This is a genomic window from Planococcus chinensis, from assembly GCF_042681545.1.
Lineage (GTDB): Bacteria > Bacillota > Bacilli > Bacillales_A > Planococcaceae > Planococcus > Planococcus chinensis.
Window position 1 is genome coordinate 39,435 of record NZ_JBHUFW010000004.1, and the last position, 24,771, is coordinate 64,205.

General features: G+C 52.1%; 27 protein-coding genes and 1 riboswitch. Of the genes, 24 read left to right on the forward strand and 3 right to left on the reverse strand.

What is annotated here, in order from left to right; all coding sequences use genetic code 11:
- Window positions 1–144 precede the first annotated feature (144 nt).
- Window positions 145–1,161 (reverse strand): beta-carotene 15,15'-monooxygenase, encoded by a 1,017-nt coding sequence (locus ACFSDB_RS02710; RefSeq protein ID WP_204891119.1) that lies wholly within the window; start codon window positions 1,159–1,161, stop codon window positions 145–147.
- 338 nt (window positions 1,162–1,499) lie between these two features.
- Window positions 1,500–2,249 (reverse strand): hydrogen peroxide-dependent heme synthase, encoded by a 750-nt coding sequence (gene hemQ, locus ACFSDB_RS02715; RefSeq protein ID WP_204891118.1) that lies wholly within the window; start codon window positions 2,247–2,249, stop codon window positions 1,500–1,502.
- A 170-nt stretch (window positions 2,250–2,419) separates the two neighbouring features.
- Here hemQ and lipL point away from each other — a divergent pair, with 170 nt between their 5' ends.
- Genes lipL through ACFSDB_RS02730 form a run of 3 tightly spaced genes read left to right on the forward strand, consistent with a single transcriptional unit; the run spans window position 2,420 to window position 5,093 of the window.
- A complete protein-coding gene (gene lipL / locus ACFSDB_RS02720; protein ID WP_204891117.1) occupies window positions 2,420–3,238 on the forward strand; it encodes an octanoyl-[GcvH]:protein N-octanoyltransferase in 819 nt (272 codons plus the stop codon).
- A gap of 58 nt (window positions 3,239–3,296) precedes the next feature.
- On the forward strand, window positions 3,297–4,598 hold the full coding sequence (locus ACFSDB_RS02725; RefSeq protein WP_204891116.1) for an HD domain-containing protein: 1,302 nt from the start codon (window positions 3,297–3,299) through the stop codon (window positions 4,596–4,598).
- Window positions 4,599–5,093, forward strand: a complete 495-nt coding sequence (locus tag ACFSDB_RS02730; protein WP_204891115.1) for a YwgA family protein — start codon at window positions 4,599–4,601, stop codon at window positions 5,091–5,093.
- Between the two features lie 48 nt (window positions 5,094–5,141).
- Here ACFSDB_RS02730 and ACFSDB_RS02735 read toward each other — a convergent pair whose 3' ends face one another.
- On the reverse strand, window positions 5,142–5,327 hold the full coding sequence (locus ACFSDB_RS02735) for a 2-hydroxymuconate tautomerase (protein WP_204891114.1): 186 nt from the start codon (window positions 5,325–5,327) through the stop codon (window positions 5,142–5,144).
- Window positions 5,328–5,558: 231 nt separating this feature from the next.
- On the opposite strand from ACFSDB_RS02735, the gene ACFSDB_RS02740 reads away from it, so the two are divergent.
- The 21 genes from ACFSDB_RS02740 to ACFSDB_RS02840 all read left to right on the forward strand — a co-directional run bounded on the left by ACFSDB_RS02740 (window position 5,559) and on the right by ACFSDB_RS02840 (window position 24,759).
- A complete protein-coding gene (locus tag ACFSDB_RS02740) occupies window positions 5,559–6,074 on the forward strand; it encodes a YwhD family protein (protein WP_204891113.1) in 516 nt (171 codons plus the stop codon).
- Between the two features lie 374 nt (window positions 6,075–6,448).
- Complete coding sequence (gene speE, locus ACFSDB_RS02745) at window positions 6,449–7,282, forward strand: spermidine synthase (protein WP_204891112.1); 834 nt, start codon at window positions 6,449–6,451, stop codon at window positions 7,280–7,282.
- 1 nt (window position 7,283) lies between these two features.
- The gene (gene speB / locus ACFSDB_RS02750; RefSeq protein WP_204891111.1) at window positions 7,284–8,156 is read left to right on the forward strand and encodes an agmatinase; all 873 of its coding nucleotides are present in this window, start codon (window positions 7,284–7,286) and stop codon (window positions 8,154–8,156) included.
- Window positions 8,157–8,398: 242 nt separating this feature from the next.
- On the forward strand, window positions 8,399–9,175 hold the full coding sequence (pnuC, locus tag ACFSDB_RS02755) for a nicotinamide riboside transporter PnuC (RefSeq protein ID WP_204891110.1): 777 nt from the start codon (window positions 8,399–8,401) through the stop codon (window positions 9,173–9,175).
- Between the two features lie 251 nt (window positions 9,176–9,426).
- Window positions 9,427–10,653, forward strand: a complete 1,227-nt coding sequence (locus ACFSDB_RS02760) for a cation:proton antiporter (protein WP_204891109.1) — start codon at window positions 9,427–9,429, stop codon at window positions 10,651–10,653.
- 86 nt (window positions 10,654–10,739) lie between these two features.
- Window positions 10,740–11,237: an antibiotic biosynthesis monooxygenase family protein gene (locus ACFSDB_RS02765; protein ID WP_204891108.1), complete on the forward strand. Its 498-nt coding sequence runs from the start codon at window positions 10,740–10,742 to the stop codon at window positions 11,235–11,237.
- 159 nt (window positions 11,238–11,396) lie between these two features.
- Entirely contained in the window at window positions 11,397–11,807 is a 411-nt protein-coding gene (locus tag ACFSDB_RS02770) for a YwiB family protein (protein ID WP_204891107.1), read from the forward strand.
- Window positions 11,804–13,465, forward strand: coding sequence for an arginine--tRNA ligase (argS, locus tag ACFSDB_RS02775; protein ID WP_204891106.1), 1,662 nt, complete (start codon window positions 11,804–11,806; stop codon window positions 13,463–13,465). The genes ACFSDB_RS02770 and argS overlap by 4 nt, the downstream gene beginning before the upstream one ends.
- Before the next feature lie 46 nt (window positions 13,466–13,511).
- A riboswitch (cobalamin riboswitch) is annotated at window positions 13,512–13,698 on the forward strand.
- A 213-nt stretch (window positions 13,699–13,911) separates the two neighbouring features.
- Window positions 13,912–14,889 (forward strand): ABC transporter substrate-binding protein, encoded by a 978-nt coding sequence (locus ACFSDB_RS02780; protein ID WP_204891105.1) that lies wholly within the window; start codon window positions 13,912–13,914, stop codon window positions 14,887–14,889.
- Window positions 14,882–15,874: a FecCD family ABC transporter permease gene (locus tag ACFSDB_RS02785; protein ID WP_204891104.1), complete on the forward strand. Its 993-nt coding sequence runs from the start codon at window positions 14,882–14,884 to the stop codon at window positions 15,872–15,874. The genes ACFSDB_RS02780 and ACFSDB_RS02785 overlap by 8 nt, the downstream gene beginning before the upstream one ends.
- A gap of 1 nt (window position 15,875) precedes the next feature.
- A complete protein-coding gene (locus ACFSDB_RS02790) occupies window positions 15,876–17,336 on the forward strand; it encodes an adenosylcobinamide amidohydrolase (protein WP_204891103.1) in 1,461 nt (486 codons plus the stop codon).
- On the forward strand, window positions 17,333–18,286 hold the full coding sequence (gene cbiB, locus ACFSDB_RS02795; protein ID WP_204891102.1) for an adenosylcobinamide-phosphate synthase CbiB: 954 nt from the start codon (window positions 17,333–17,335) through the stop codon (window positions 18,284–18,286). Before ACFSDB_RS02790 ends, cbiB begins: the two co-directional genes overlap by 4 nt.
- Entirely contained in the window at window positions 18,273–19,352 is a 1,080-nt protein-coding gene (gene cobD / locus ACFSDB_RS02800; protein ID WP_204891101.1) for a threonine-phosphate decarboxylase CobD, read from the forward strand. The genes cbiB and cobD overlap by 14 nt, the downstream gene beginning before the upstream one ends.
- Window positions 19,334–19,882, forward strand: coding sequence for a bifunctional adenosylcobinamide kinase/adenosylcobinamide-phosphate guanylyltransferase (locus ACFSDB_RS02805; protein ID WP_204891100.1), 549 nt, complete (start codon window positions 19,334–19,336; stop codon window positions 19,880–19,882). The genes cobD and ACFSDB_RS02805 overlap by 19 nt, the downstream gene beginning before the upstream one ends.
- A gap of 4 nt (window positions 19,883–19,886) precedes the next feature.
- Window positions 19,887–21,341, forward strand: a complete 1,455-nt coding sequence (locus ACFSDB_RS02810) for a cobyric acid synthase (protein WP_204891099.1) — start codon at window positions 19,887–19,889, stop codon at window positions 21,339–21,341.
- Complete coding sequence (cobS, locus tag ACFSDB_RS02815; protein ID WP_204891098.1) at window positions 21,338–22,108, forward strand: adenosylcobinamide-GDP ribazoletransferase; 771 nt, start codon at window positions 21,338–21,340, stop codon at window positions 22,106–22,108. Before ACFSDB_RS02810 ends, cobS begins: the two co-directional genes overlap by 4 nt.
- Window positions 22,081–22,665: a histidine phosphatase family protein gene (locus tag ACFSDB_RS02820; protein ID WP_204891097.1), complete on the forward strand. Its 585-nt coding sequence runs from the start codon at window positions 22,081–22,083 to the stop codon at window positions 22,663–22,665. The genes cobS and ACFSDB_RS02820 overlap by 28 nt, the downstream gene beginning before the upstream one ends.
- Window positions 22,617–23,045 (forward strand): bifunctional adenosylcobinamide kinase/adenosylcobinamide-phosphate guanylyltransferase, encoded by a 429-nt coding sequence (locus tag ACFSDB_RS02825; RefSeq protein WP_204891096.1) that lies wholly within the window; start codon window positions 22,617–22,619, stop codon window positions 23,043–23,045. The genes ACFSDB_RS02820 and ACFSDB_RS02825 overlap by 49 nt, the downstream gene beginning before the upstream one ends.
- Window positions 23,017–23,604 carry a cob(I)yrinic acid a,c-diamide adenosyltransferase gene (locus ACFSDB_RS02830; RefSeq protein WP_204891095.1) on the forward strand — a complete coding sequence of 196 codons (588 nt, stop codon included), beginning with the start codon at window positions 23,017–23,019 and terminating at the stop codon, window positions 23,602–23,604. Before ACFSDB_RS02825 ends, ACFSDB_RS02830 begins: the two co-directional genes overlap by 29 nt.
- 1 nt (window position 23,605) lies before the next feature.
- The gene (locus ACFSDB_RS02835) at window positions 23,606–24,082 is read left to right on the forward strand and encodes an ECF transporter S component (RefSeq protein ID WP_204891094.1); all 477 of its coding nucleotides are present in this window, start codon (window positions 23,606–23,608) and stop codon (window positions 24,080–24,082) included.
- Entirely contained in the window at window positions 24,079–24,759 is a 681-nt protein-coding gene (locus tag ACFSDB_RS02840) for an alpha-ribazole-5-phosphate synthase (protein ID WP_204891093.1), read from the forward strand. Before ACFSDB_RS02835 ends, ACFSDB_RS02840 begins: the two co-directional genes overlap by 4 nt.
- Window positions 24,760–24,771 lie beyond the last annotated feature (12 nt).

A 24,771-nucleotide genomic window follows, 5' to 3' on the forward strand; every position in this document is an offset into this window, starting at 1 on the left:
CCGCGCATGCGGTGGCTTTTTTTATATCTGGCGAAAGGAAAGTAAGGGCCGCCGAAGGGAAAGTATTATAGAACGAAAGGAAAGTAAATCTAAATAATGGAAGAAAAATACGTTGAAAACGAATAAAACAGCCAGCCGGTGGTCTTATTGGCCCAAGAGGCGTTTTAATTTAGCTGGATCATCGACGGTTAGTGCGATTTGCGAAACATTTTTCGTGCGGCCGAAAAACAAGGTAGCCGGCTGAGGCTCTTTGAAGTCGATAACCACTTGCGGCTCCGGTTCGGTGAAATCCTGGGCCACGAAGGTGAGCGCTTCTTTGTCGGCAGCCGCTCCCCAGCGGATGTCAGAAATCGCAGCAAGCGGCACAACCATCCGTTTGCTCAACCCTAGCGAAACGTAGAGCTTTTCGTCTTTTATTCGCAGCGGGTTCAGGCGAATGGCCTGGATTTCACCGATGAAATAAACGACCGAATAGATGTTGAGGACGAGCAGGACTATCGACAACACCATCGACTTCTCGTGGAGCCACCAATGGATGCCGATGGTCTCGATCAGGATTGCATGGATCATCATCAAATAGAACGCGATGGCACTGGTGTTTTTATGGAGTGAAACTGCATGCGCGTTTTCTTCCGGCTGTTTTTTCCAGGAGCAAAAGGCATAATAGAAAATCAGTGATTCGGATAAAATGACCGTTACCAGTGGATTGGGTTTGATGCGTTCATAAGCGGCCGGCAGCAACGTGAACAGCGGGCTTTCCGGTCGGCTTTTGATGGAGCGGATAATGGCCGGCACATGGGAAAGGAGCAGGGCGAGAAACGCGATCTCGGCGAATAAAACCAGCGCTTCCAAACCGATGCCTATGTAGAACATATGGGTGAACGGTTCAAAAAAAAGGGAAGGGATGACGAAGCGGGCGAGTACAAAGCCTCCGGCAATCAATGCGAGAAAGTGCTTGAATGACAGCCGGAAAGCGGCAAGCATGAGCAGCGGCGCGACAAAAGCGAAGTCCACAAGCGATCCCTCAACGAGCCAAAACGTGTCTTCGGGAATCACGAGTTTGGAAAGAGGCGAGCGGTACAACAGAAAATTACTGGTGAGTACAAGCAGGAGTAAAGCAAGAGCCCATTTTGCATAGTTTGTCTGGCGCATCACGAACATACAAACACCCCGTTTTTCTTTTAGTATACCGTTTAAAGAGAGAGGGATTGAAGGAGAATTGTGTCAGAATTCTGGAAATTAGTGTTGAGGTGCGTTCACTACTCAAAAAAAAGCAATCGGCAAAAATTTTGCGTCCCGGATAGTAAATCGCCAGGGCAGACAATATTTCATCGATCCCGGACAGTACTTGCCGCCAAAAGGATAATATTTTGGAACGGAAGGAAAGTATTCCGATTGAAAAGGCAAGTAAATACAAATGTTGTAAGAAAAAATGTGTCACGCTGCTACTTTAACCAGCTCTAAAACGAAAAAAACCGCCCGAGGGCGGTTTTGGCATCTTACACTTCCAGGAATTTCGCTGTGCGTTCTGCGTCGAGGCGTGTGCCGACGTAGAATGAACCGAATTCCGCATAGCGCGCGCTGACTTCGTCAAAGCGCATTTCGTAGATCAATTTCTTGAACTGGAGAACGTCGTCTGCGAACAATGTAACGCCCCATTCGTAGTCGTCAAAGCCGACAGAACCGGAAATGATTTGTTTCACTTTGCCGGCATAGCTGCGGCCGATTTTGCCGTGGGACAGCATCAATTCCTTGCGCGTGTCCATTGGCAGCATGTACCAGTTGTCATCGCCTTCACGGCGCTTGTCCATCGGGTAGAAGCAGATGTACTGCGAACGCTGAAGTTCAGGGTACAAGCGTGCACGCACGTGCGGGTTCTGGTATGGATCTTCGTCCGATTTCCCAGCCAGGTAGTTGGAAAGCTCGACAACCGATACATACGAATAGGTCGGAACCGTATACGCGATCAACGTCAGCTTGTTGTATTCCGTTTCAAGCTCGCGCAGTTCGTCCATCGTTTCGCGCAGAAGCATCAGCATCAAGTCGGCTTTTTGGCCAACGATTGAGTACAATGCGTGTGCACCGGTTTTGTTTTCATCGGCTTGGTTGACTTTGTCCATAAATGCCTGGAATTCATCGATCGCGAATTGGCGCTCTTCTTCCGTCAGCATTTTCCACGACACCCAGTCCATCGACCGGAAATCATGCAGGACGTACCAGCCGTCTAATGTAATCGCTGCTTCATTCATTTATCAAACACTCCTTTAGTCTGAATCTCACAAAATCAGTTTATCACAACAGCCTGGCAACTTCCTCCAAAACAGCGGACTGTCACCAATTTGACATGCCGAAAGCGGGTTTTCACAGACCCCCATCTCGGGTACACTTAGAACAAGCAATTGAAAGAGGAGAAACGATCATGTCTTTATTTGAAAAAGAAACCGAGTGGCGGTTTTGGGACCAGTCCCTGAGCGCCAAAAACCGTTCCGCACTTGAATCATTTGCGGCGGATGACCTGCTGTGCGAATTGGTCGGCTCCGGCAAAAGCCCGTCCGCCGTCCGCACATGGGTGCACGATGACACCGTCGTGCTCGGCATCCAGGACCACCGGCTGCCGCACATCGAAGAAGGGATGGCGTATTTGCGCGAGCATGGCTATGAGCCGATTGTCCGGAACTCGGGCGGGCTTGCCGTCGTATTGGATGCCGGCGTCCTGAACATTTCGCTTGTCTTGTCGGAGAAAGAAAACGCCATCGACATTCCTGCCGGGTACGACTTGATGGTCGAACTTGTGCAGGAGCTGTTTCCGGAAGCGCCGATCGAAGCTTATGAAATCGTCGGGTCGTATTGCCCCGGGTCATACGACCTCAGCATCGATGGCCGCAAATTCGCCGGCATTTCCCAGCGCCGCATCCGCCGCGGCATCGCGGTGCAGGTCTATCTGTGTATCGAAGGGTCGGGAGCCGAGCGCGCGGAACTGATCCGCGGGTTTTATGAAGCGGGGCTGAAGGGCGAAGAAACCAAGTTCGCCTACCCGGAAATAAAACCCCAAGTGATGGCGTCGCTCAGCGAGCTGCTCGGCAAACCGTTGACCGTGCAACAAGTGGTGCTCGACCTTTACGGGATGCTCGGGATGCCGGCGCCCCGGCCGCTTGCGCCCGACGAGATGGAACTGTACCGGTTTTATTTGGAACGGGTCGTTGAGCGCAACCGGAAAATGCTTCCACCGTCCCCTTGAATGAGGGGCTCGGACTGGGGTAAAATGTTCAGTACGCAGAAAAATTGGAGGTGCGGCCGTGTATGCTACACAGAAGCTAGCTGAAGAAAAAGTATTCAAAGATCCGGTTCACCGATACATATATGTACGCGACCAAGTCATCTGGGATTTGATCAATTCCCGTGAATTCCAGCGCCTTCGCCGCATCAAGCAGCTCGGCACCTCTTATTTGGTATTCCACGGAGCCGAACACAGCCGCTTCAGCCATTCGCTCGGCGTCTATGAAATCGTCCGCCGGATTTCCGACGACATTTTCCATGGCCGCCCGGAATGGGATGAAAGCGAACGGCTCGTCGTGTTATGCGCTGCGCTTCTCCATGACCTTGGCCACGGACCGTTCTCGCATTCGTTTGAAAAGGTCTTCCATGTCGACCATGAGAACTTCACGCGCGAAATTTTGCTTGGCGATACCGAAGTCAATCAGATCCTGACAAAAGTGAGCGGGGATTTCCCGAAAAAAGTCGCGGAAGTCATCGCCAAAACTTATACGAACAAGCAAGTGGTCTCGCTGATTTCCAGCCAGATCGACGCCGACCGCATGGACTACCTGCAGCGGGACGCTTACTATACCGGCGTTTCCTACGGCCATTTCGACATGGAGCGCATACTGCGCGTCATGCGGCCGATCGACGATCAGGTCGTCATCAAAGCGAGCGGCATGCACGCCGTCGAGGATTACATCATGAGCCGCTACCAGATGTATTGGCAAGTGTATTTCCATCCGGTGGCGCGCAGCGCGGAAGTCATTCTGCGGAAGATCCTGCAGCGCGCGAAGGAACTCCATGACAGCGGCTATGAATTCAAGCAGCCACCGACGCATTTCATGGCCTTCTTCGACCGAACGTTCACGCTGAAGGATTATTTGGCGCTTGATGAAGGCGTCCTGATGACGTACTTCCAGCTTTGGATGGACGAACGCGATCCGATCCTCGCCGATATGAGCGACCGGTTCGTCAACCGCCGCCTGTTCCAGTACGTCGATTTCGACCCCGGCAAGGATTACCGGAAGCTCGGGGAGCTCGCGCGGCTGTTTCAGAAAGCGGGCATCGACCCGGACTACTACCTCGTGGACGATTCGACATCGGATCTGCCGTACGACTTCTACCGCCCCGGCGAAGAAGGCGAACGCCTGCCGATCCATCTTTTGATGCCGAACGGCGACATCAAGGAATTGTCGCGCCTGTCGCAGATTGTCGAAGCGATTTCCGGAAAGCGCAGAACGGATTATAAACTCTATTTCCCAGCGGAATTATTGATAGATGGCAAGAAAAAAGCCATCAAGCAGCAGATATTGGAAATGCTTAAAGAAGGAGGGGTCTAGTTGCTCCAGGAACACGCAAAAATCGTGGATTTCATCGCGACAGCGGAAGGCATCACCGGCCGCAAAAAAATGCAGAAAATGATTTACATATTGAAAAAACTGGGCGTGCCGTTCCAGGAAAAATACGAGTTTCATATCTACGGGCCGTATTCCGAGGAACTGACAGCTCGAGTAGAAGAACTATGCGATATGGGGTTTTTGTCCGAGGAACTTGAAGACAAAGGTTCGTACGTCCAATACAAATACAGCGTCACCAAAGAAGGGGCCGACTTCCGCGGAACACTGAAGGAATCGATTCTCGAGTCGCCTGAAGTTGCTGCTAAGCTGAACGGCAAAAGCAGCCGCTTTCTTGAACTGACGGCGACGCTCCTGTATTTCGACCATATGGAGCGCGACGAGCAGATCGAAAAGCTCCACGTCGTCAAAGCGAAGCTGAACTTCACACAAGACGAAATCGAAGAAGCCTACGGGTTTATTGAAGAATTAAGGAATTAAAAAAACTCCCGTAACGGGAGTTTTTCCATATCAACAGGCGAAAGCGATTTAGATATCGCTAAAAAGTTTGCCTTTGACGCCGTAATCGGTTTTCTTCATGTCTTCGATGAAGACCGTGACGTTCTCGATCGGTGCGCCAGTTGTTTCAGCAACCGCTTCGCTGACCTTTTCAACAAGTGCGCGTTTTTGGTCTTCCGTGCGGCCTTCAAGCATTTTGACAGTTACGTATGGCATAATGGATACAGCTCCTTTTTTGAATTAGGCTTTGTGTTTGTTAGTAGGGTATTCCGCAAAACAGCTCCGCTTTGCTGCGGGCTTGCGCCGAGCTAACTCGGGCTTTGCGCCCGAGTGGATCTCGGCACTTCGCTGTCCCGCGGCAGTCTCCGCTGTTTAGCTCCATACCTGTGAACTTAACAAGCCTTAATAAAGATATCTCAATCATATCAGAACGGAGGGAATGTACACATGGCAAACGAAGAAAAACCGAAACAAAAAGTAGGATTCACCATTATAAAGAACGATCCGACGGACGGCCATAAAGGCTACGGCATCGGCTCGCTGTCGCTTGAGAACGTCTCGCCGCTGTTCATCGACATCCAGGAAGAGGAAGCGTTCATCGACATCGGCGCGATGCATGCGCGCAGCCAGGTGGAAAAAGGCATCAAATTCACAACGAACCGGGAAGACTCGGCTGGCGGCAAGCCGTATTGGCTCATCTGGATCACCATTGACTTCAATCCGCAGGGCCCTTATTACGCAGGCGTCACGGCTTGCGAGATGGTCGTCAACCGCGAAAAACGCCGCGGCTATAAAATTTTGGCCGAACACGTCAACTTGATGGACAAATCGATGAAGCGCAAAATCATCGTCGACCATATGGATGAACCGTCCAAACGGGTGCTTGCCGAATACTTGCGAAGCCATAACCCGGAAATGTGGGAACGCAGCGAACCCCAGCTCCGTCAAGATTTGAATGCATAATCCTTTCTGGAATTTGAACAAAATGTGACATTTGAAATTGCCTTACACAGGCGGTTGAAGTTGGCAATGAAAGGCAGTACACTATAAATACAGCTTTTGAATAGAAAGCTAGGACACCTGAGAAGCGGACAAGTGCCGTGAGCCATTGCGAGAAAACCCAAGCCCAATGCCTCATGTCTCTTTCTCCGCGCCATCAGGATAAAAAGGTTTTCTGCGTCTGGAAAAATTCCCGCCGCAGAAAACCTTTTTATTTTGCGCATATTCAGGAGCCGAGCGGGTAAAGGGGACTGTGCAAAAAAATATTGCACTTTTGTTGAAAAGAATTATACTTTTTTAAGTAGTTTTAATTTGAGCGAAAAGGAGTTTGATTATAGATGGCAGGATTTTGGTACACAGAAAAACAAACCGAGAACTTCGGGATTACGATGAAAATCAATAAAACGCTTCATACCGAGCAAACGGATTTCCAATACTTGGAGATGGCAGAGACGGCTGAATGGGGCAATATGCTTTTCCTTGACGGCATGGTCATGACGTCTGAGAAAGACGAATTCGTTTACCATGAAATGGTGGCGCACGTTCCATTGTTCACTCATCCAAATCCAAAAAACGTTCTGGTTGTTGGCGGCGGAGACGGCGGAGTCATCCGTGAAGTGCTCAAGCACCCTTCTGTGAAAAAAGCGACGCTTGTCGATATTGACGGCAAAGTGATCGAGTACTCGAAAAAATTCTTGCCTTCAATCGCTTCAGACCTTGAAGATGCACGCGTTGACGTAATCGTCGGCGACGGATTCATGCACATCGCAGAATCCGAAAACAAATACGACGTCATCATGGTGGATTCAACTGAACCGGTCGGCCCGGCAGTTAACTTGTTCACGAAAGGTTTCTATGCGGGCATTTCGCGTGCCTTGAAAGAAGACGGCATTTTTGTCGCACAATCCGACAACCCATGGTTCAAAGCGGATTTGATCGAGCAAGTGCAAAAAGACGTGAAGGAAATCTTCCCGATCACAAAATTGTACTTGGCGAACATCCCGACTTACCCGTCAGGCCTCTGGGCATTCACAATCGGTTCGAAAAAATACAACCCGCTGGAAGTGCCGGCTGAGCGTTTCCACGACATCGACACCAAATATTACACGAAAGAATTGCACAACGCGGCATTCGTATTGCCGAAATTCGTGAAAGATTTGGCAGGCGAATAAGATGCGCTTTGACGAGACGTACTCAGGAAAAGTATTCATCAAAAGCCACCCGAACTATGAAGAATCCAAAGCGGTCCTTTACGGCATGCCGATGGACTGGACAGTCAGCTACCGTCCGGGCTCCCGTTTCGGCCCGAACAAAATCCGTGAAGTGTCAATCGGCCTGGAAGAATACAGCCCGTACCTTGACCGCGAACTGGAAGATGTAAAATTCTTCGACGCAGGCGACATTCCATTGCCGTTCGGCAACCCGGAAAAATCCCTGCTTGAAATCGAGACCTATGTCCACACGTTGCTTGCGGACAATAAAATCCCGATGGGCATGGGCGGCGAGCACTTGGTGTCTCTTCCGGTCATGAAAGCCGTTGCGAGCAAATACGACGATTTGGCGATCATCCATTTTGACGCACATACCGACCTTCGCGAAAACTACGAAGGCGAAGAATATTCGCATTCCACGCCGATCCGTAAAATCGCCGACCTTATTGGACCGTCAAATGTCTATTCATTCGGCATCCGTTCGGGCATGAAAGAAGAATTCGTCTGGGCGAAAGAGAACGGCATGCACATCTCGAAATTCGAAGTGCTTGAGCCGTTGAAAGAAGTCCTGCCGACGCTCGAAGGCCGCAACGTCTATGTTACGATCGATATGGACGTCTTGGACCCGGCGCATGCGCCAGGAACAGGCACAGTCGACGCAGGCGGCATCACGTCGCGCGAACTATTGGCATCGATCCACGCCATTGCAGCGTCCGGCGTGAATGTTGTCGGGTTCGACTTGGTCGAACTGGCACCGGTCTATGACCATTCCGACCAGACTGCCAACACTGCAAGTAAACTCATCCGTGAAATGATTCTCGGTTGGGTGAAATAAAACCGGACCGTCAATCGGTTCTGTCGTGGCAATAAAATCGTTAAGATCTCCATCCATAAAAAGCACGCTGATTCGCTAGGTTTTAATAGCGGTCAGCTGTGCTTTTTTTGCTTTCTCGAACACACTCTTGGAAAAACAAGTGGTATTTTTATCATTTTAATAATTAAAAGGGTGTCATTACACATGTAAAGACATTAATATATGGAAGGGAAGTGAAACACAAAAGAAGCGGAGGCATGAATATGAAAGTAATCAAGTTTTTCAAAAGAATGGACTTGTTCGAAAAATTGTTCGTGGTGCTTGGCAGTTTGGCGATGATCGGATTATCGGTATATTGGGGGGATGCCCCGATTGCGCTGATTGCCGGACTGCTCGGATTTCTCTGCGTGTTCCTTTGCGCGAAAGGGAGCATCTGGAATTATCCGCTGGGCGTAGCCAACGTGATCTTATACGCATATATTTCCTACGGCGCGGGTTTCTACGGGGAAGTGATGCTGAACGGCCTATATTATTTGCCGATGAATATTTTGGGATGGTACATCTGGTTCGGGAAAGCGAAGCAAGCCGATCCTGCCGTCAAGGAGAAAACCGAAATGGACGTGGAAGTGAAAGCTGTGACCCTGAAGCAGAAAGCGCTGCTCGTGGCGGGGTCTGCTGCCGCAATCGCACTCTACGCATGGATTTTGACCTTGATGGGCGGCAATTTGCCGATCATTGACGCAACCACAACGGTGCTCAGCATCGTTGCGATGATCCTCATGGTGAAGCGCATCGCCTTCCAATGGAACTTGTGGATTTTCATCAATGCCATGTCGATGGTGCTGTGGGGATACAATTTCTTCTTCCAGAATGGCGAAACGATTGCGATGTTCGTCATGTGGAGCTTGTACTTAATCAATTCCGTGTACGGATATATCAATTGGAGAAAAGCGGAGCAAACGGCTATGGGGTTCAAAGGCCGTGTGCCAGGGCAGATGGCTGAAACTCCGTTTCTTGTGGAGGGCGCCAGCGGAAAATAAGGAAAAGAAGTCGCCGCCGATTCGCTTTTCAGCTGCTGGATAGAAGAAGCGGGATCGTGGAAGGGCAAGGCCAGGCAGAAATGCCGCGGGCCTTGCCCTTTGCCGGTTAAGCTCGTACTTTTAAAGTTGTCCAATAAGCCGCGTGATATAAGGGTTCGAAGGGATGAACTCCGTTTGACTCCACTAAAAATGTTTACAGCGCTTCTTTTTGAGCAATGGAAAGGGTAACAGGCAGATGGGGGCGATGCAGAATGCATGATTTTAATGAAGTGTTTATTCAGATTCTAATATTGCTGGCCATTGCGATAGCGGTCATCGGAGTTGCAAGGAAAATCAACCAGCCGGATACGATTGCACTCGTTTTGGTCGGCCTTCTATTAGGTATCGTCAATTTGCCATTTCCGCTGGTTGACCAGGCGGAAGCATTCATTACCCAATCGAATGTTTTCCAAGTCATCATCATTTCGCTGTTCCTGCCCATCCTTCTGGGAGATGCTACGTTGAAATTGCCGTTTCACCATTTATACAAGCAGAAGAATACGGTCATCGGGCTTGCCTTGGGCGGAACTTTTTTGTCTTTTATCATCATCGGTTTTGCAGGATATTTCCTGATCGGGCTGCCGATTGCTGTGGCCTTCACTTTTGCGGCCTTGATGAGCGCTACGGATCCGATCAGCGTACTTTCTATTTTCAAATCGGCAGGTGTTTCCGAAAAATTGTCCACCATCATGGAAGGGGAATCCTTGTTCAATGATGGGATTGCGATCGTGCTTTTCCAGATTGCATCCGTTTATTTATTGACCTATATCGAAATGGGCTGGGCAGGCGTCGGAAGCGGCGTTTGGTTGTTCCTGCGTTTTGCGGTAGGCGGAATCCTGGTTGGGGTCATCCTTGGCTTTCTCTTCTCGCAAGTCATCCGCTTTTATGACGATTATCCTTTTGAGATTGCCGTTTCGGCCTTGTTGTTTTTCGGCAGTTACTTTATAGCCGAGCATCTTCACGTCTCGGGTGTCATTGCCGTAGTAGCGGGTGGTTTTGTCTTTGCTGATTATGGCGGGAAAATCGGAATGTCCAAGGTAACTGAACAGAATATCAATTCATTTTGGGACGTCATTGCTTTGATTGCCAACTCACTGATTTTCCTGATTGTTGGCCTGGAAATCCGCAATATTGATTTGAACGGCCAGTGGGAAATTGTCATCTATGCAATTCTCATCGTTATTGGAGCGCGGATTGTTGCACTGTTCATCAGTACACTGCCGGCGAAAAGCCTGAACCGGAAAGAGCGCATCCTGCTCAATTGGGGCGGACTAAAAGGCAGCCTTTCCATCGCCTTGGCGCTCAGCCTTCCAGCGAGTTTTGATGGAAGGGACACGGTGCTGCTTCTGACATTCTCGGTCGTGTTGTTTTCTTTGGTGGTCCAGGGTTTGACGATCAAACCGCTTATCCGGAAACTCGGACTGAACGAAAAGGGCTGACGGCGGCGCACGAATGGTCCGGATAGATTCTTTCCGCCAGAAAAGATAAAATGGAAAGGAATATAAATCCGAAAGAGGTGCTGGCGATGGAATTGTATAAATGGACAGGACATAGAGACCAGGGTGTTGCAATGCTTGCTGGAACGCCGAACGCACGGCTGATCTACCTGGTGGACGGCGAGGAATCGACGGTGCTGTTCGAAGCGGAAGGAGGCGCAGCTCCCGAGGGCTTTGAAGCGTTCCAAGTGCTGAATGCAGTCGGCGACATCAACGACGGCTACTTTGCGGTATTCAACAACATTCCGGTGACGGAGGAAGGCAGGGAGATTTTTGAAGCGCGTTTCCAGAACCGTGCCGGCAAGGTGGAAGGGGAGCCCGGGTTCGCAGCGATCCGTGTTTTGCGTCCGCAGAGTTCAGATACATACATCATCCTGACGATGTGGAAAGACGAAGCGTCGTTCAAGAACTGGCAAAGTTCGGAATCCTACGGGCAGGCGCACGCTAAGCGTGGAACTGCGGAAGGCATCGACAAAAAACCGAATATCTTTGCGCGGCCTTCATTCGTAAAAACGTACATCCGGTAATCCGGCGCAGCCGGTTTTCTTGATCGCAATCAGCCACTCCCCGGAGTGGTTTTTTGCATTTCTGCCCGTTTTGTCGGGATTCCGGCAAACCCTCAATTGAAAATGTCTGCCGAATCGGGCTATAATGGAAAGGCTATTACTTAAAAGGGGGCAGGCGGCATGAGGAAAATGGTGAAAATCAAATTGACGACCATAATCCGCCAGCCGGACGTGGAAGAACAGAAGATGGAAATGTGGTCCGAGGGGACGATGACGGTGAAGAATGACCGGCGCTACTTGCAGTACGAGGAGCGGCAGGACGAACTGGACATCCGGACCACAGTGAAGCTCGGACAAGAGGACGCAATGGTTATGAGAAGCGGAGGCCTGCAGATGCGGCTGCCGTTTTTATTACATAAAGAGCAAACCGGCAATTTGACGAATGAACACGGTTCGTTCATGCTGACGACCAAAGCGCATGAGCTGTCAGTCAGCGACACACATTTCAAAGTCCGCTACGATCTTGCGATGGGCGAAAGCTTTGTCGGGGAATACGTGATGGAAATCCAATTTACGGAGGGTACACAATGAATGCAGTAGAAAAAGTACAGCACGCCATTAAAGGAGCAATCAGCGAAGCGGTCCAGAAAGCGGAATTATCGGCAGAGCCGGTGGACGTCTTTTTGGAGTCGCCGAAAGACAAAGCGAACGGGGATTACGCAACGAACATCGCGATGCAATTGACGCGCGTCGCTAAGAAAGCGCCGCGTGCGATTGCCGAGGCAATCCTTGAAAACATTGACAAGGAAGCAGCCAACATCGAGAAAATCGAAATTGCCGGACCAGGTTTCATCAACATCACCATCAAGAAGGAGTATTTGCTGGACGTTGTGAAGACGGTCCTGGAACAAGGAGCGGATTACGGCCGCACCAATTCAGGCGGCGGCGAACGCGTCCAGGTCGAGTTTGTTTCGGCGAACCCGACTGGCGACTTGCACCTTGGACATGCCCGCGGCTCGTCTGTCGGCGATTCGCTTTGCAACGTATTGGACCTTGCGGGATATGATGTATCGCGCGAATACTATATCAATGACGCCGGCAACCAGATCAACAATTTGGCATGGTCGATCGAAGCGCGTTATTTCGAAGCGCTCGGCCAGGAGCTGAACATGCCGGAAGACGGTTACCGCGGGCAGGACATCAAGGACATCGCGGAAGACTTGGTAAAAGAGCACGGCGACAAATACGTATCCATGACCAAAGAAGAACGCTTTGAAGCGTTCCGCAAGCACGGCTTGAAAGTGGAGCTTGCAAAGCTTCAGAAAGATCTGGCTGATTTCCGCGTCGAATTCGACGTTTGGTTCTCGGAAACATCGCTTTATGAAAAAGGCGAAATCGATGTGGCGCTGAACAAGCTCCGTGCGAATGGCCATATTTATGAAGAAGATGGCGCAACATGGTTCCGTTCGACGACATTCGGCGACGACAAAGACCGCGTCCTGATCAAGAACGACGGATCGTTCACTTATTTGCTTCCGGATATTGCTTACCACGAAGATAAATTAGCACGCGGCTTCGACAAGCTCATCAACATCTGGGGAGCCGATCACCACGGCTATATCCCGCGCATGAAAGCGGCGATCGAAGCGCTGGGCTATGACCGCGACACGCTTGAAGTGAGCATCATCCAGATGGTGCAGCTGTATAAAGACGGCGAGAAGATGAAGATGAGCAAACGTACCGGCAAAGCGGTGACAATGCGCGAGCTGGTTGAACTGGTCGGCTTGGATGCCGTACGTTATTTCTTCGCGATGCGTTCAGGCGACTCCCATATGGATTTCGATCTGGATCTGGCGGTTTCGCAGTCCAATGAAAACCCGGTCTATTACTCGCAATATGCACATGCCCGCATCTGCTCGATCCTGCGCCAAGGAGAAGAACTTGGCTTCACGCCTTCGACGGAGAATCTGAGCCTGCTCAGTTCCGAAAAGGAAGTGGATGTCATGAAGAAACTCGGCGACTTCCCGCAAGTGGTGGCGGACGCTGCAAGAATGCGCGCACCGCACCGCGTGACAACGTATATCCACGAACTGGCGGCCAATTTCCACAGTTTCTACAACGCCAATAAAGTCCTGGATGCTTCGAATGAGGAAATGACGCGTGCGCGCCTGGCGCTTATTACTGCCGTGAAAACGACGCTTGGAAATGCCTTGAAACTGGTCGGTGTCGCAGCTCCGGAAAAAATGTAAGAGACACGGAATTTTTTTCGTGTATAATGGATTTTGTAACGGAATTGAATATTCATATCATAAAGGTGCTTATGTCTAAGAACATGAGTTAAAAGGGAAGCCGGTTCGATTCCGGCGCGGTCCCGCCACTGTAAGTGAGAGCAATCTGCAGAATGCCACTGAAGCCGATCTTCGGGAAGGTGCAGAACGCAATGACCACGAGCCAGGAGACCTGCCTTTATGAAACGCTCTTTAAGCCTGCGAGGACCGGCTGGATGCACATGTTTTTTTATGTCGTCCTTTCAGACCCTCCGCATCGCTGCGGGGGGTCTTTTCATTGGAAAAGGCCCGAAAGCGCAGCGGTATCGGAATACATAATGAGCAAAAGCACGGCTTCAGCGCTGAGCCAGCGGTCCCCCTCCGCTGGCTCAGCGCTGAATGGAAAAAGAAAATTGGAGGAAACCACCATGAAAAAGTTTTGGAAGTTTGGGATGAGTGCAGGGCTTGCAGCCGTAATGCTGGCAGGATGCGGCGGAGAAAACGCGGCAGTTGAGGAACAGGACGTTGAAACACCGGCTGAGCCGCCGAAGGAAGTGGCGGAAGCCCAGTTTCCAGTTACATTGACGGATGCTGTCGGCGAAGAAGTCGTGATTGAAGAAGAACCGGATGCCATCGTTTCGATGATTCCGTCGAACACGGAAATCTCGTATGAACTGGGCCTCGGCGAAAAAATAGTCGGAGTTTCCGATTTTGATAATTATCCGGAAGAAGCAGCCAAAGTCGAAAAAATCGGCGGACAGGAATTCAACGTGGAAAAAATCATTAGCTTGAACCCGGATGTGGTGCTGGCTCATGAATCAGGCGTTGCCGTCGGAGAAGCTGGATTCCAGCAGCTGCGCGATGCCGGCATTCCGGTTTATGTGGTGCAAGAAGCGAAAAATTTTGATGAAGTATATGATACGATTACGGTAATCGGCCAGGCGACTGGCGCCATGGAAGAAGCGGATGCGCTTGTTTCTGAAATGGAAGTGCAAGTGGAGGAAATAAAAGAGCAGGCAAGTGCGGTTAAAGAACCGAAAAAAGTATTTATCGAAGTTTCCGGAGATCCGGAAATCTATACAGCAGGAAGCGGGACTTTTATGGATCATATGCTTGAAATCATCAATGCGGAAAATGTTGCTAAAGACCTTGAAGGCTGGGTTAGCATGGATCCGGAAGCGATCGTTGAAGCCAATCCGGATGTGATTTTGACGACATATGGCTATTATGTACCGGAAGCAGTCGATCAAGTCTTGGCGCGTCCAGGCTTTGAAAGTGTGGCTGCGGTGAAGGAAAAGGCAGTTGTTGATGTTAATTCGGATTTGGTCAACCGTTCGGGCCCAAGATTGACTGAGGGCTTGCTCGAAATGGCTGAAGCGGTATACCCTGAGGTATTCAGTGAGTAAAACCATTGCCGCCTACCTTGTCTCTCTTCTTCTATTGGCAGGGGCAGTGGTGCTGGGAGTGACGGTGGGGACGGTGGCGATTTCGCCGGCCGTGCTATGGAATCCGGCGTCGGACGAAGCAGCAGCCAATATCTTATGGAATATCCGCATGCCGCGCGTAGTGCTGGCTGGCCTTGTTGGCGCCGCACTCGCGATCGCGGGTGCCGCATTCCAAGGGCTTCTTAAAAACCCATTGGCTGATCCCTACACGTTAGGAGTGTCTTCCGGTGCCTCAGTCGGCGCCGTGATGACACTCTTTTTCGGCATTTCGATCCCTTTTCTCGGCATTTATACGCTGCCGGTCATGAGCATGATTGGAGCTTTGTTAACAATGCTCGCCGTGATGGCATTTGCTAAACTTGTGGACAAAGCGATGAAAATGGAGACGGTCATCCTGACAGGGATCATTTTCAGTTCGTTTCTTGGTTCATTGATTTCGTTGATGATTGCTTTGACCGGGGAAGAACTGCGCCAGATCATCGGCTGGCTGCTCGGAAGCGTATCGATGCGTGGCTGGCCGTATGTCCAGATGGCCTTGCCGTTCATCCTCATCGGTTCGTTCATCCTTTGGCTTAATCGCAGGGAGTTGAATGCCATGCTGTTCGGTGAAGAACGGGCGCAGCACCTCGGTGTGGATGTGAAAAAACGCAAAATGATGATTTTGGTCAGCGGTTCTGTCCTGACGGGAGCAGCGGTCGCCGTATCCGGCACAATCGGGTTTGTCGGACTGGTCGTGCCGCATATGGTCCGCCTCATCTGGGGCTCGGACCATCGCCATGTCCTGCCGCTGTCTTTCATCAATGGTGCCGCTTTGCTGATCGTCTGCGATCTGGTTTCACGGACAATCATTTCCCCGACGGAATTGCCTATTGGCGTCATTACTGCATTTATCGGAGCGCCGGTTTTCGCCTTCATCTTTTTCCGGCAGCGCAAAGGAGTGGCTTGATATGCTGAAAATCACAGAACTTACCGGCGGATACGGAGACAAGAATATAGTAGAAAGCGTGTCTTTTGAAGTGCCTAAAGGTTCGCTGCTCGGCATTCTCGGGCCGAATGGCAGCGGGAAATCGACGATGCTAAAACTGGTCAGCGGCGTCTTGCCGGCCAAAAGCGGCCACGTGGAAATTGCCGGTCAGGCGATTGGCAGTTTCGGCGCAAAAGAACTGGCAAAAAAAATGGCCGTCCTGCCCCAGCTGCACGCCCATGCATTTGCCCATACTGTCCGTGAAACCGTTTCGCTCGGCCGCTATCCGCATCAAAGCGGCTGGTTCTCTTCCTGGTCTGACGAAGACGAAGCTGCGGTTGTGGAAGCATTGGATTTAATGGCTATCCGGCATTATGAAAACACGCCGATCGACCAATTGTCTGGCGGGGAGCAGCAGCGGGTATTCGTCGCACAGGCTCTCGCCCAGCACGCACAAGTCCTGCTTTTGGACGAACCGACAAACCATCTCGATATCAATCACCAGCGGGAATTGCTCGATACGATCAAAAAACAGGCAATCGAAAAAGAACTGACGGTCGTTTCAATTTTTCACGATATCAACTTGGCTTCGATGTACTGCGATCAATTGCTGCTGCTCGATAAGGGCCGTGTCGTACGCATCGGTGAGCCGCATGAAGTGGTGCGGGAATCGGATATCGAAACGGTATACCATGCGCGCGTCAGCAACCATCCCCATCCTGAGCTTCCAAAACCGCAGATTACGTTGCTTCCAGGTGTGAAAGGCCTGCTGGAAGAGTCGGTGATTCGGGCGGAAGCTTTCTCGGCATCTGCAGAAATGGTGTTGTATGAAAGCCCGGTGCCGTTGAAAACCGTCTCTTCTGCAGTCATCAATGCGGGGGCTGGCTGGTTCCGGACCTTCATCAACCGCCATGTGGACATGGATTACAATATCGATGACAGCCTGTCCGACATGACCCGTTTTATCGAAAGCCGCGGCTTCAAACCGACCGATACGGTGGGGATGATGACGGCCGTGAAAACGGAACATGCCGTCGTCAAGGAATTTCCGGCTTCCTTCGGTTCTGTCGTGATTGCGGTGACAGCAGGCGTCGGCAATGCCGTCGATGTTTCCAAAGCGGCTGAACGGCTGCTTGGCGTCGGTACAATCAATACGTGGATCTTCGTCAACGGCACCTTATCCGATGAAGCATTTATCCAAGCAATGATCACGGCCACCGAAGCGAAGACCAAAGCACTTCATCAGGAAGGGGTGAAGGATCCATTGACCGGCACCATCGCAACCGGTACCTCGACAGACAGCTGCCTCGTAGCAGCCACGCAGCGAGGGGATACGCTTCCTTATGCAGGCCCGATTACGGAACTGGGCAGTTTGATCGGCACCGGCGTGTTCGAATGTACGGTGGAAGCGATCGCCCTTTACCGGGAGGCGAAAAAACAATGATCGGCCATATCGCCGCGATTGCCTTGGGCATGGCCTTGGACCGGCTCGTAGGGGACCCGCCGTCGTGGCCGCATCCGGTCCGCTGGCTTGGAACGGTGATTGCTGGATTGTCAAAGCGCTGGAACCGGCCTCCGCATGCTTTTCGCAACGGGTTCTTCATGGTAGTGCTAGTCGCCGGTCTGGCATTCGGGGCTGCGTACATGTTCATTAAAGGGGCGTATGCAATCCACTGGATCCTGGGCTTTTCGGCGGAAGCGGTTTTGATCGCTTCTGGCCTTGCCCAGAAAAGCCTGAAAGATGCAGCGGAAGAGGTCTACCGGCCGCTCGTCAATAACGACTGGCAGCAGGCTCGGGAAAAACTGAGCTGGATCGTGGGCCGCGACACCGCGGATTTGGGTGAAAGTGAAATCACGCGCGGCGTGGTCGAAACGGTATCGGAAAATACCAGCGACGGAGTGACGGCACCGCTGTTCTGGGCTTTTCTTCTTGGCGCCCCGGGGTTATGGCTTTACAAAGCAGTCAACACCTGCGATTCGATGGTGGGATACAAAAATCAGGAGTTTGAAAGATTCGGTTTCGCCTCCGCCCGCTTGGATGACCTATTGAACTTCGTCCCAAGCCGGATTACCGGCGCATTGATCCTGATTACGACCAAGAATAAAAGAAGGCTGCCGTTTCGCCAGCGTTTTGTGGAATGGCGAGTCGACGCCAAAAAGCATCCCAGCCCGAACAGCGGCTGGCTTGAAGCCGCGACGGCCATCCAATTGGGGATTGAACTGGGCGGCTTGAATACATACAAAGGCATTCCCTCCCATCGGGCACGCATGGGCAAGCCGGTCTACCGCCTGGAAGCTGCACATATCCGGAAAGCAGTGGAGCATATGCAAACAGCAGCAATTTGGTTTTTCATTCTTTTTGCAATAGGAGGGCTGATCATTGAATTTACCTGACCACGGAGCAAATCCGCATCGATTGTTTGAACGGGCGGGGCTGGCGGCGCCGCAAACGATTCTGGATTTTAGTGAAAACGTCCATCCTTTCGGCCCGCCAGCCTTTATCGAACAGGTGTGGCCGGAAATGCTGGAGTCCATCCGGCGCTACCCGGACCCCGACGCAGAGCCGTTTCGCGGAGCGGCAGCCGCGTATCATGGAGTAGAACCCGCACGCGTGGCTGCCGGCAACGGCGCTGCGGAAATTTTCACCTGGCTTGCCAAGCGCTACCGCGGCAAGCGGGTGGTCCTGGTTGAACCGGCTTTTTCCGAGTACCGGAAAACCTTGGAAGCGGAGGATGCTGTGATTGCTGCGGTGCAATTGACGCCGCAAGCCGGATGGCGTTTGCCGATGGCCGACATCGTGGATGAGCTCGAAGGCAGCGCAGCGCTCTATATCTGCAATCCGCATAATCCTACAGGGCATATGCTCAAACAGGACGAACTGATTTTTCTGGCGGAGGCATGCAAAGCAGCGGAATGCGAACTTGTCTTGGACGAAGCATTCATCGATTTTGCAGGGGAAGAGCATTCCATGATCGAACGGCAAAAAGCGTTTCCGAATTTGATCATCGTCCGATCGATGACCAAGATGTATGCGATTCCCGGACTCCGGCTCGGCTATACAATAGCGGATCCTGAAATTATTGAAGAGCTGAAAAGAGGCGCCGCCCATTGGAACGTCAATGCCATCTCGGCAATTTTAGGGGCGCGCTGCTTCGATGAAGCGGCATACCGGGGGCGGATTGTGGAAGCCGCCGAGTTGGAGCGGCAGGAAATGAAACGGTTTTTAGAAGAAAACGGCTGCAAGACGACCGATTCAAAAGTGAATTTCCTGTCCTTCCGCCTGCCTCAAGACAAGCGGCCGGATCTGTTTTTCAAAGACCTGCTGCAAAGAGGCATCGTCCTTAGGCACACCGAATCGTTCCGCGGCATGGACGGGCAATGGTTCCGCATCGGCATGAAAGCACCGGAACAGATGGTGCAGCTGCGGGAGGAGATTGCGGCATGGCTGGAAGCACACTGATTTTTGTCAGCGGCGGTGTCCGCAGCGGCAAAAGCGCCTGGGCAGAAAAAAAGGTTTTGGATGCAGAAGCGGCGAGGAGCATCTATCTCGCAAGCGGAAGAGCCTATGACGCGGAAATGAAAGCGCGGATTGAGCGGCACCGCATGGACCGCCTCGGCCGGGGCTGGACGACCATCGAACAGCCGTTGCACCTGGAAGACGCTTTGGCGAAACTACAGCCGGGAGATGCCGTTCTTTGGGACTGCGTCACCACCTGGCTGGCCAATGAATTATACGAAGGCTGGGAAAACGGCATGCCTTGTGCAGAACAACCCGGCTGCATGGAGAAGAAATGGGCCAGACTGCAAGAGACGTTAATAGGAATTCAGGAAATAGCCGCCGTTTTGGTGATCGTTTCGAATGAAGTGCTGGATGATTTTATTCGTGACCGAACGTATCAGTTCTGGCTCGGCAAGATTCATCTTTGGCTCGTCGCCCAAGCCAAGGAAGCATACGAAATGGAAAATGGGTTCGCTTACAAAAGGAAGTGACAAAATGCAGGGGATAATGATCCAAGGAACTTCATCCGATGTCGGCAAAAGCATGATCTGCACCGCGTTCTGCCGGATCATGGCTGACGAAGGCAAGCGCGTGGCGCCTTTCAAATCGCAAAACATGTCCAATAACTCTTACGTAACCATCTTTGGCGAAGAAATCGGCCGGGCCCAAGGGGTGCAGGCGGAAGCGGCAGGAGTAGTAGCGACTGTGGACATGAACCCGATTTTGCTGAAGCCCGAAAGCGATATGAAATCCCAAGTGGTATTGTTCGGCAAAAAAACGCTGGTGATGGATGGGATGGATTACCGGCAGCGATTTTACGAACAAGGCCAAGCTGCAATTGACCAAGCACTGGCCAACCTGGCAGCAGACTTCACCCATATCGTGATTGAAGGAGCGGGAAGCCCGGCGGAAGTCAATTTGAACGACCGGGATCTGGTCAACATGGCCGTAGCTGAAAAAGCGGACGTGCCGGTGATCCTCGTTGCGGACATCGAGCGGGGAGGTGTTTTCGCATCCATTGTCGGAACTCTTGCGCTGATTCCGAATCCGGAGCGCGTCAAAGGCTTGCTGATCAATAAATTCCGGGGCGACATCCGCCTGTTCCAGGACGGCGTGGAATTCCTGGAATCCTATACCGGCTTGCCGGTGCTTGGGGTCATCCCGTATCTCAGCGGCCATCAGATTGAACAGGAAGATTCGCTCGGCGTAAGCGCCTTGGAGAAACAAGCGTTGCCGGGCGCCATCGATATAGCTGTAATAAAGCATCCTTACCTGTCGAATTTCACAGACCTGGAGCCGCTTTTCAATGAAAGGGATACCACTGTACGCTGGGTGGAGGGGGTGGAAGAAATCGGCCATCCCGATATTTTGGTCATTCCGGGAACCAAAAGCACCATTGCTGATTTACGCCACTGGAAAAAGCAGGGGCTCCACGAGAAATTGGAATCGTTAAAAGAGGAGTGCCGGATTGTCGGTTTATGCGGCGGCTATCAGATGATGGGAGAGATTCTGCGGGATCCGCTTGGACTCGACGGCCCACCGGCAAACCTGGAAACAGGCTTCGGCTTGATCAAAGGCATGGAAACGGTTTTCAATGAAGAAAAGCTGGTAGCCAGGCGTAGCGGGCATGTGCGGTTTTCGGAGCAGGATATTCCGGTAGAAGGCTATGAAATCCATGCAGGTCGAGTAGGCGGAGGGGAATCGCCGTTGATCCATTTTACGGGCGGAGTTGAGGGCTTTTTGTCCGGCAATTTGTTAGGCACACACCTCCACGGATTTTTTAATAATACGGAATGCCGAAGGGCGTTTCTCGCGCCGATCCGAAAAGCCAAGAGCTTGCCGGAGCCGATTGATGTGGAACAGGCCGACCGCTACGGACAGTGGGCGGAACACGTAAAAGCGCATATGGACTGGGCCGCCGTAGAAAAGATCATGGAGGCGGGCAAATGATGAAAAACATCACAACCGGATTCGCGCTCGCGTTCCAGTTCTTTTCAATAGTGCCTGTGAAAAAAGCGCTGCCGATGGAAAAACGGGACATCACAGCGATGTATATCGCTTTGCCGATTGTCGGAGCACTGCTCGGCGCAGCTGCCATGGGGAGCGCGTTCCTGTTACGGGAATACACGGATGCAAGCTCCCTCCTAAGCGGATTTTTATTGATGCTCGTCTTTCTAGGGGCTACAGGCGGATTGCATGTGGACGGCCTCGCGGATACCGCAGACGCTTTCTTTTCCTATCGGGATCGTAAAAAGCGCCTGGAGATCATGGGCGACCCCAGAATCGGGGCTTTCGGGACCATGGCGCTGATTTTAGCCATCGCCGGAAAAATCATTTTGATCGCAGAAAGCTTTTCGGCTATGCCGCTGTTATGGCTGATGGCGGTTCCGGTGCTTTCAAGGACCGGATTGCTGCTGCTGTTCAGTTGGACAAAAAGCGCGAAGACAGACGGCCTTGCCGCTTTTTTTCAGGGGAAAGCGGAGATGCGGTGGATCCGAGCCGCCGCTTTCCTGTATTTGCTGGTTGTAGGGATGCTGCTTCTGTATATAGGCGGGTGGCTGCTGGCGTCCGTTGTGCTGGCCGTTTTCGGCCTCATGCTGTTGTTGTACCGCCGTTTTTGCCTTCGACATTTCGGCGGCGCCACGGGCGATTTGTTCGGAGCTTTTGTGGAAGGGGCTGAGCTATTGCTATGGATGGTCATTTTATTCTTCATCTGATTCGCCATGCGCCGACTGCAGGCAATAAGGAAAAGAGGTACATCGGCTGGACCGATGAACCGGTGCTGCCGTTTGAAGCAGCAGCGGATTTCAGGAAGCGGGAAGTATGGGGCAGTGATCTGGCGCGCTGCCGGCAAACCGCCGAGGTTTTATTTCCGAGGGCCGTTTACCACGCAAATCCCGGCTGGCGCGAATGCCATTTTGGTACGTGGGAACAAAAAACTTACGAACAGCTCCAGCATGATCCGCGCTACCGCTCGTGGATCGATGATCCGACGGAAATAGCACCGCCGGAAGGCGAAAGCCTTAGGGAGCTGGCCGTGCGCATCGACGGTGCGGTGCGGTCGCTTCCGGAAGGCAATGAATTCACGGTCATCACGCACGGAGGCCCGATCCGGTGGCTGGCAGCGCAGGCGACTGGCGGTGCGTTCCGTCAGCAGGCCGCACTTCATGGCCATTGCCACAGCATCGTGTGGCAGAACAGAAAAGCTTACGAGGAGGGGCAGCGATGCATATCGTTTTCGGTGGCGCCTTTAATGGCAAACGCCAGTATGTAAAAGAGCTTGCCGGAGACCGGGAAGCGGTCTGGTACGAAGGGGAGCTGCCGAAGGAGGCTGCGCCGCTCGTTGTGGCGGCAGGGTTGGAAAATTGGATAAAAGCGCAGCTTCAAAACGGCACGGATGAGAAAAAAATTGTACAAATGGTGGAAAAGGCCATCGCGCGCCAGGCACCAAAGCGGCAAATCTGGATCTTGACCGACCTCAACCGCGGCATCGTGCCGGCTGACCCGCTTGAACGGGAAATGCGCGATGTGGTCGGCCGCTTGTATCAGCAAATGTTTACAGCAGCGGAATCGGTGACACGGATTTGGTACGGCATACCAGAAACTTTAAAAGGAGCGGATTTGCATGAGAATCTATACAAGAACGGGCGATAAAGGACAAACAGGTTTGATCGGAGCGCGTGCGGATAAAGACGATCCGCGCGTAGAGGCATATGGAACGATTGACGAAGCGAATTCATTTATCGGAAAAGCCATGACCGAACTGGATCCTGAAATTTATGCGGATCTGCTGGAAGACCTTGAAGCGATCCAAAATGAATTGTTCGACTGCGGCGGGGATTTGGCAGATGTGCGAAAAGAGCCTCAGTATAAAATGACCGAACAGCCGGTGGAAGTTCTCGAGTCCCGCATTGATGAGCTGATGGACGAACCGCCTCTGCTTGAGCGCTTTATCCTCCCGGGCGGATCGCCGGCTGCAGCAACGCTGCATATTGCACGGACGATCACCCGCCGGGCAGAACGCCAGACGGTGACATTGATGAAAGCCGGGGAAGATTTCCCGCCGGTTGTTCAGCGTTATTTGAACCGCCTGTCGGATTATTTATTTGCTGCGTCGCGCGTCGTCAATTCACGGGCAGGCGTTCCGGACAACGAATACGTTCGCAGCGCAAAAGTTTTTAAAAACGGCGGACGCGGAAAGAAAAGTGAATAACATGCCGGCGAAGAAAATTGCCTTGTTCGCGCTGTTCATCAGTTTGTCGGCGGTCGGCGGGATGATTAAAATCCCGCTTGGCATTGCGTCCATTGCGATGGACTCGATGCCGGCCCTTGCTGCTGTGCTGTTTTTTTCGGCACCGGGCGCAGGCGCCATCGCGGCGCTCGGCCATCTGATGTCCGCCATGCTTGGCGGCTTCCCGCTTGGGCCGTTTCATGTTCTGATTTCGCTGGAAATGTTTGCAGCGCTCTTTTTGTTCGCGAAACTGCACCAGTCGGGATGGCGGAGATCCAAATGGATCGCCTTTATTTCGGTGAACGGGATCATTGCAGCGGTGCCGTTCTATTTCCTGTTGTCCCCGGCATTTTTCTATGCCACCGTTCCAGGCCTTTTGATCGCTTCTGCATTGAATGCGGCAGTTGCTGGCGCTCTTATGCCGGTGCTTTCCGGCATTAAAGAGAAGGCGCTCTTATGAGGCATGAACTGCAACTGGGCGACTTGATCGTGACATCGGACAATAGTGCGGCCATCGGCGAAAAACCGGCGGATGCGGTTTTTGCAGCAGATGCCATGACAGCGAAATTCGCCGCGCGCGTCGCTCTGCTTGAACAATGGGCTGCTGGCAGCGAGCCGGAGGCGATCCTCGTCCATAATTTCAGCGGCGAAGCCCAGTGGAAACTCTATCTGGAGGGAATCACGGAATTGTTCACAGAGCTTGGCCGGCCGCTTCCGCAGCTGGCAGGGAGTTCCGAAACCAATATGGCCACCTTGCAGTCGGGCGTTGCCGTGACGATGCTAGGAAAGCGAGTGAGGAAAGTCGAGCAGCCGGACGGGCTTTACTGGTACATATACGGCAAGCCGCTTGTGGGAAAAGCGGTTCTGGAACAAAGCGAAAGCAGGGCGGACCTCAAAAAAATTGCTGGTGCCTTGTCGGCCGGGCTGATCCAGAGCGTCTGGCCGGTCGGCTCAAAGGGAATCGCCCATGAAGCGGAATTGTTGTTCGGCCAACCAGTTCACGTTTCGGCGAATGTCGATATGGCCGCTTCTGCCGGACCGGCCAGCTGTGTGCTGATCGGAGCTCCTTCTACAGACCGCGAAGCGCTTCAAGTACATTTCGGAGACTGCGTGTTCCCGATTTCGCTCATAGAATAAAAGCATCGCCTT

Bases quoted from the DNA above. Each gene is read 5' to 3' on its own strand.
- ACFSDB_RS02830 (WP_204891095.1), top strand. From the start codon at position 23,017: ATGAGAATCTATACAAGAACGGGCGATAAAGGACAAACAGGTTTGATC.
- speB (WP_204891111.1), top strand. From the start codon at position 7,284: ATGCGCTTTGACGAGACGTACTCAGGAAAAGTATTCATCAAAAGCCAC.
- ACFSDB_RS02765 (WP_204891108.1), top strand. From the start codon at position 10,740: ATGGAATTGTATAAATGGACAGGACATAGAGACCAGGGTGTTGCAATG.
- lipL (WP_204891117.1), top strand. From the start codon at position 2,420: ATGTCTTTATTTGAAAAAGAAACCGAGTGGCGGTTTTGGGACCAGTCC.
- ACFSDB_RS02810 (WP_204891099.1), top strand. From the start codon at position 19,887: ATGCAGGGGATAATGATCCAAGGAACTTCATCCGATGTCGGCAAAAGC.
- ACFSDB_RS02710 (WP_204891119.1), bottom strand. From the start codon at position 1,161: ATGTTCGTGATGCGCCAGACAAACTATGCAAAATGGGCTCTTGCTTTA.
- ACFSDB_RS02740 (WP_204891113.1), top strand. From the start codon at position 5,559: ATGGCAAACGAAGAAAAACCGAAACAAAAAGTAGGATTCACCATTATA.
- cobS (WP_204891098.1), top strand. From the start codon at position 21,338: ATGATGAAAAACATCACAACCGGATTCGCGCTCGCGTTCCAGTTCTTT.
- ACFSDB_RS02735 (WP_204891114.1), bottom strand. From the start codon at position 5,327: ATGCCATACGTAACTGTCAAAATGCTTGAAGGCCGCACGGAAGACCAA.
- ACFSDB_RS02770 (WP_204891107.1), top strand. From the start codon at position 11,397: ATGAGGAAAATGGTGAAAATCAAATTGACGACCATAATCCGCCAGCCG.
- cbiB (WP_204891102.1), top strand. From the start codon at position 17,333: ATGATCGGCCATATCGCCGCGATTGCCTTGGGCATGGCCTTGGACCGG.
- argS (WP_204891106.1), top strand. From the start codon at position 11,804: ATGAATGCAGTAGAAAAAGTACAGCACGCCATTAAAGGAGCAATCAGC.
- ACFSDB_RS02790 (WP_204891103.1), top strand. From the start codon at position 15,876: ATGCTGAAAATCACAGAACTTACCGGCGGATACGGAGACAAGAATATA.
- pnuC (WP_204891110.1), top strand. From the start codon at position 8,399: ATGAAAGTAATCAAGTTTTTCAAAAGAATGGACTTGTTCGAAAAATTG.
- ACFSDB_RS02825 (WP_204891096.1), top strand. From the start codon at position 22,617: ATGCATATCGTTTTCGGTGGCGCCTTTAATGGCAAACGCCAGTATGTA.
- ACFSDB_RS02760 (WP_204891109.1), top strand. From the start codon at position 9,427: ATGCATGATTTTAATGAAGTGTTTATTCAGATTCTAATATTGCTGGCC.
- ACFSDB_RS02840 (WP_204891093.1), top strand. From the start codon at position 24,079: ATGAGGCATGAACTGCAACTGGGCGACTTGATCGTGACATCGGACAAT.
- speE (WP_204891112.1), top strand. From the start codon at position 6,449: ATGGCAGGATTTTGGTACACAGAAAAACAAACCGAGAACTTCGGGATT.
- ACFSDB_RS02805 (WP_204891100.1), top strand. From the start codon at position 19,334: ATGGCTGGAAGCACACTGATTTTTGTCAGCGGCGGTGTCCGCAGCGGC.
- ACFSDB_RS02835 (WP_204891094.1), top strand. From the start codon at position 23,606: ATGCCGGCGAAGAAAATTGCCTTGTTCGCGCTGTTCATCAGTTTGTCG.
- ACFSDB_RS02820 (WP_204891097.1), top strand. From the start codon at position 22,081: ATGGATGGTCATTTTATTCTTCATCTGATTCGCCATGCGCCGACTGCA.
- hemQ (WP_204891118.1), bottom strand. From the start codon at position 2,249: ATGAATGAAGCAGCGATTACATTAGACGGCTGGTACGTCCTGCATGAT.
- ACFSDB_RS02780 (WP_204891105.1), top strand. From the start codon at position 13,912: ATGAAAAAGTTTTGGAAGTTTGGGATGAGTGCAGGGCTTGCAGCCGTA.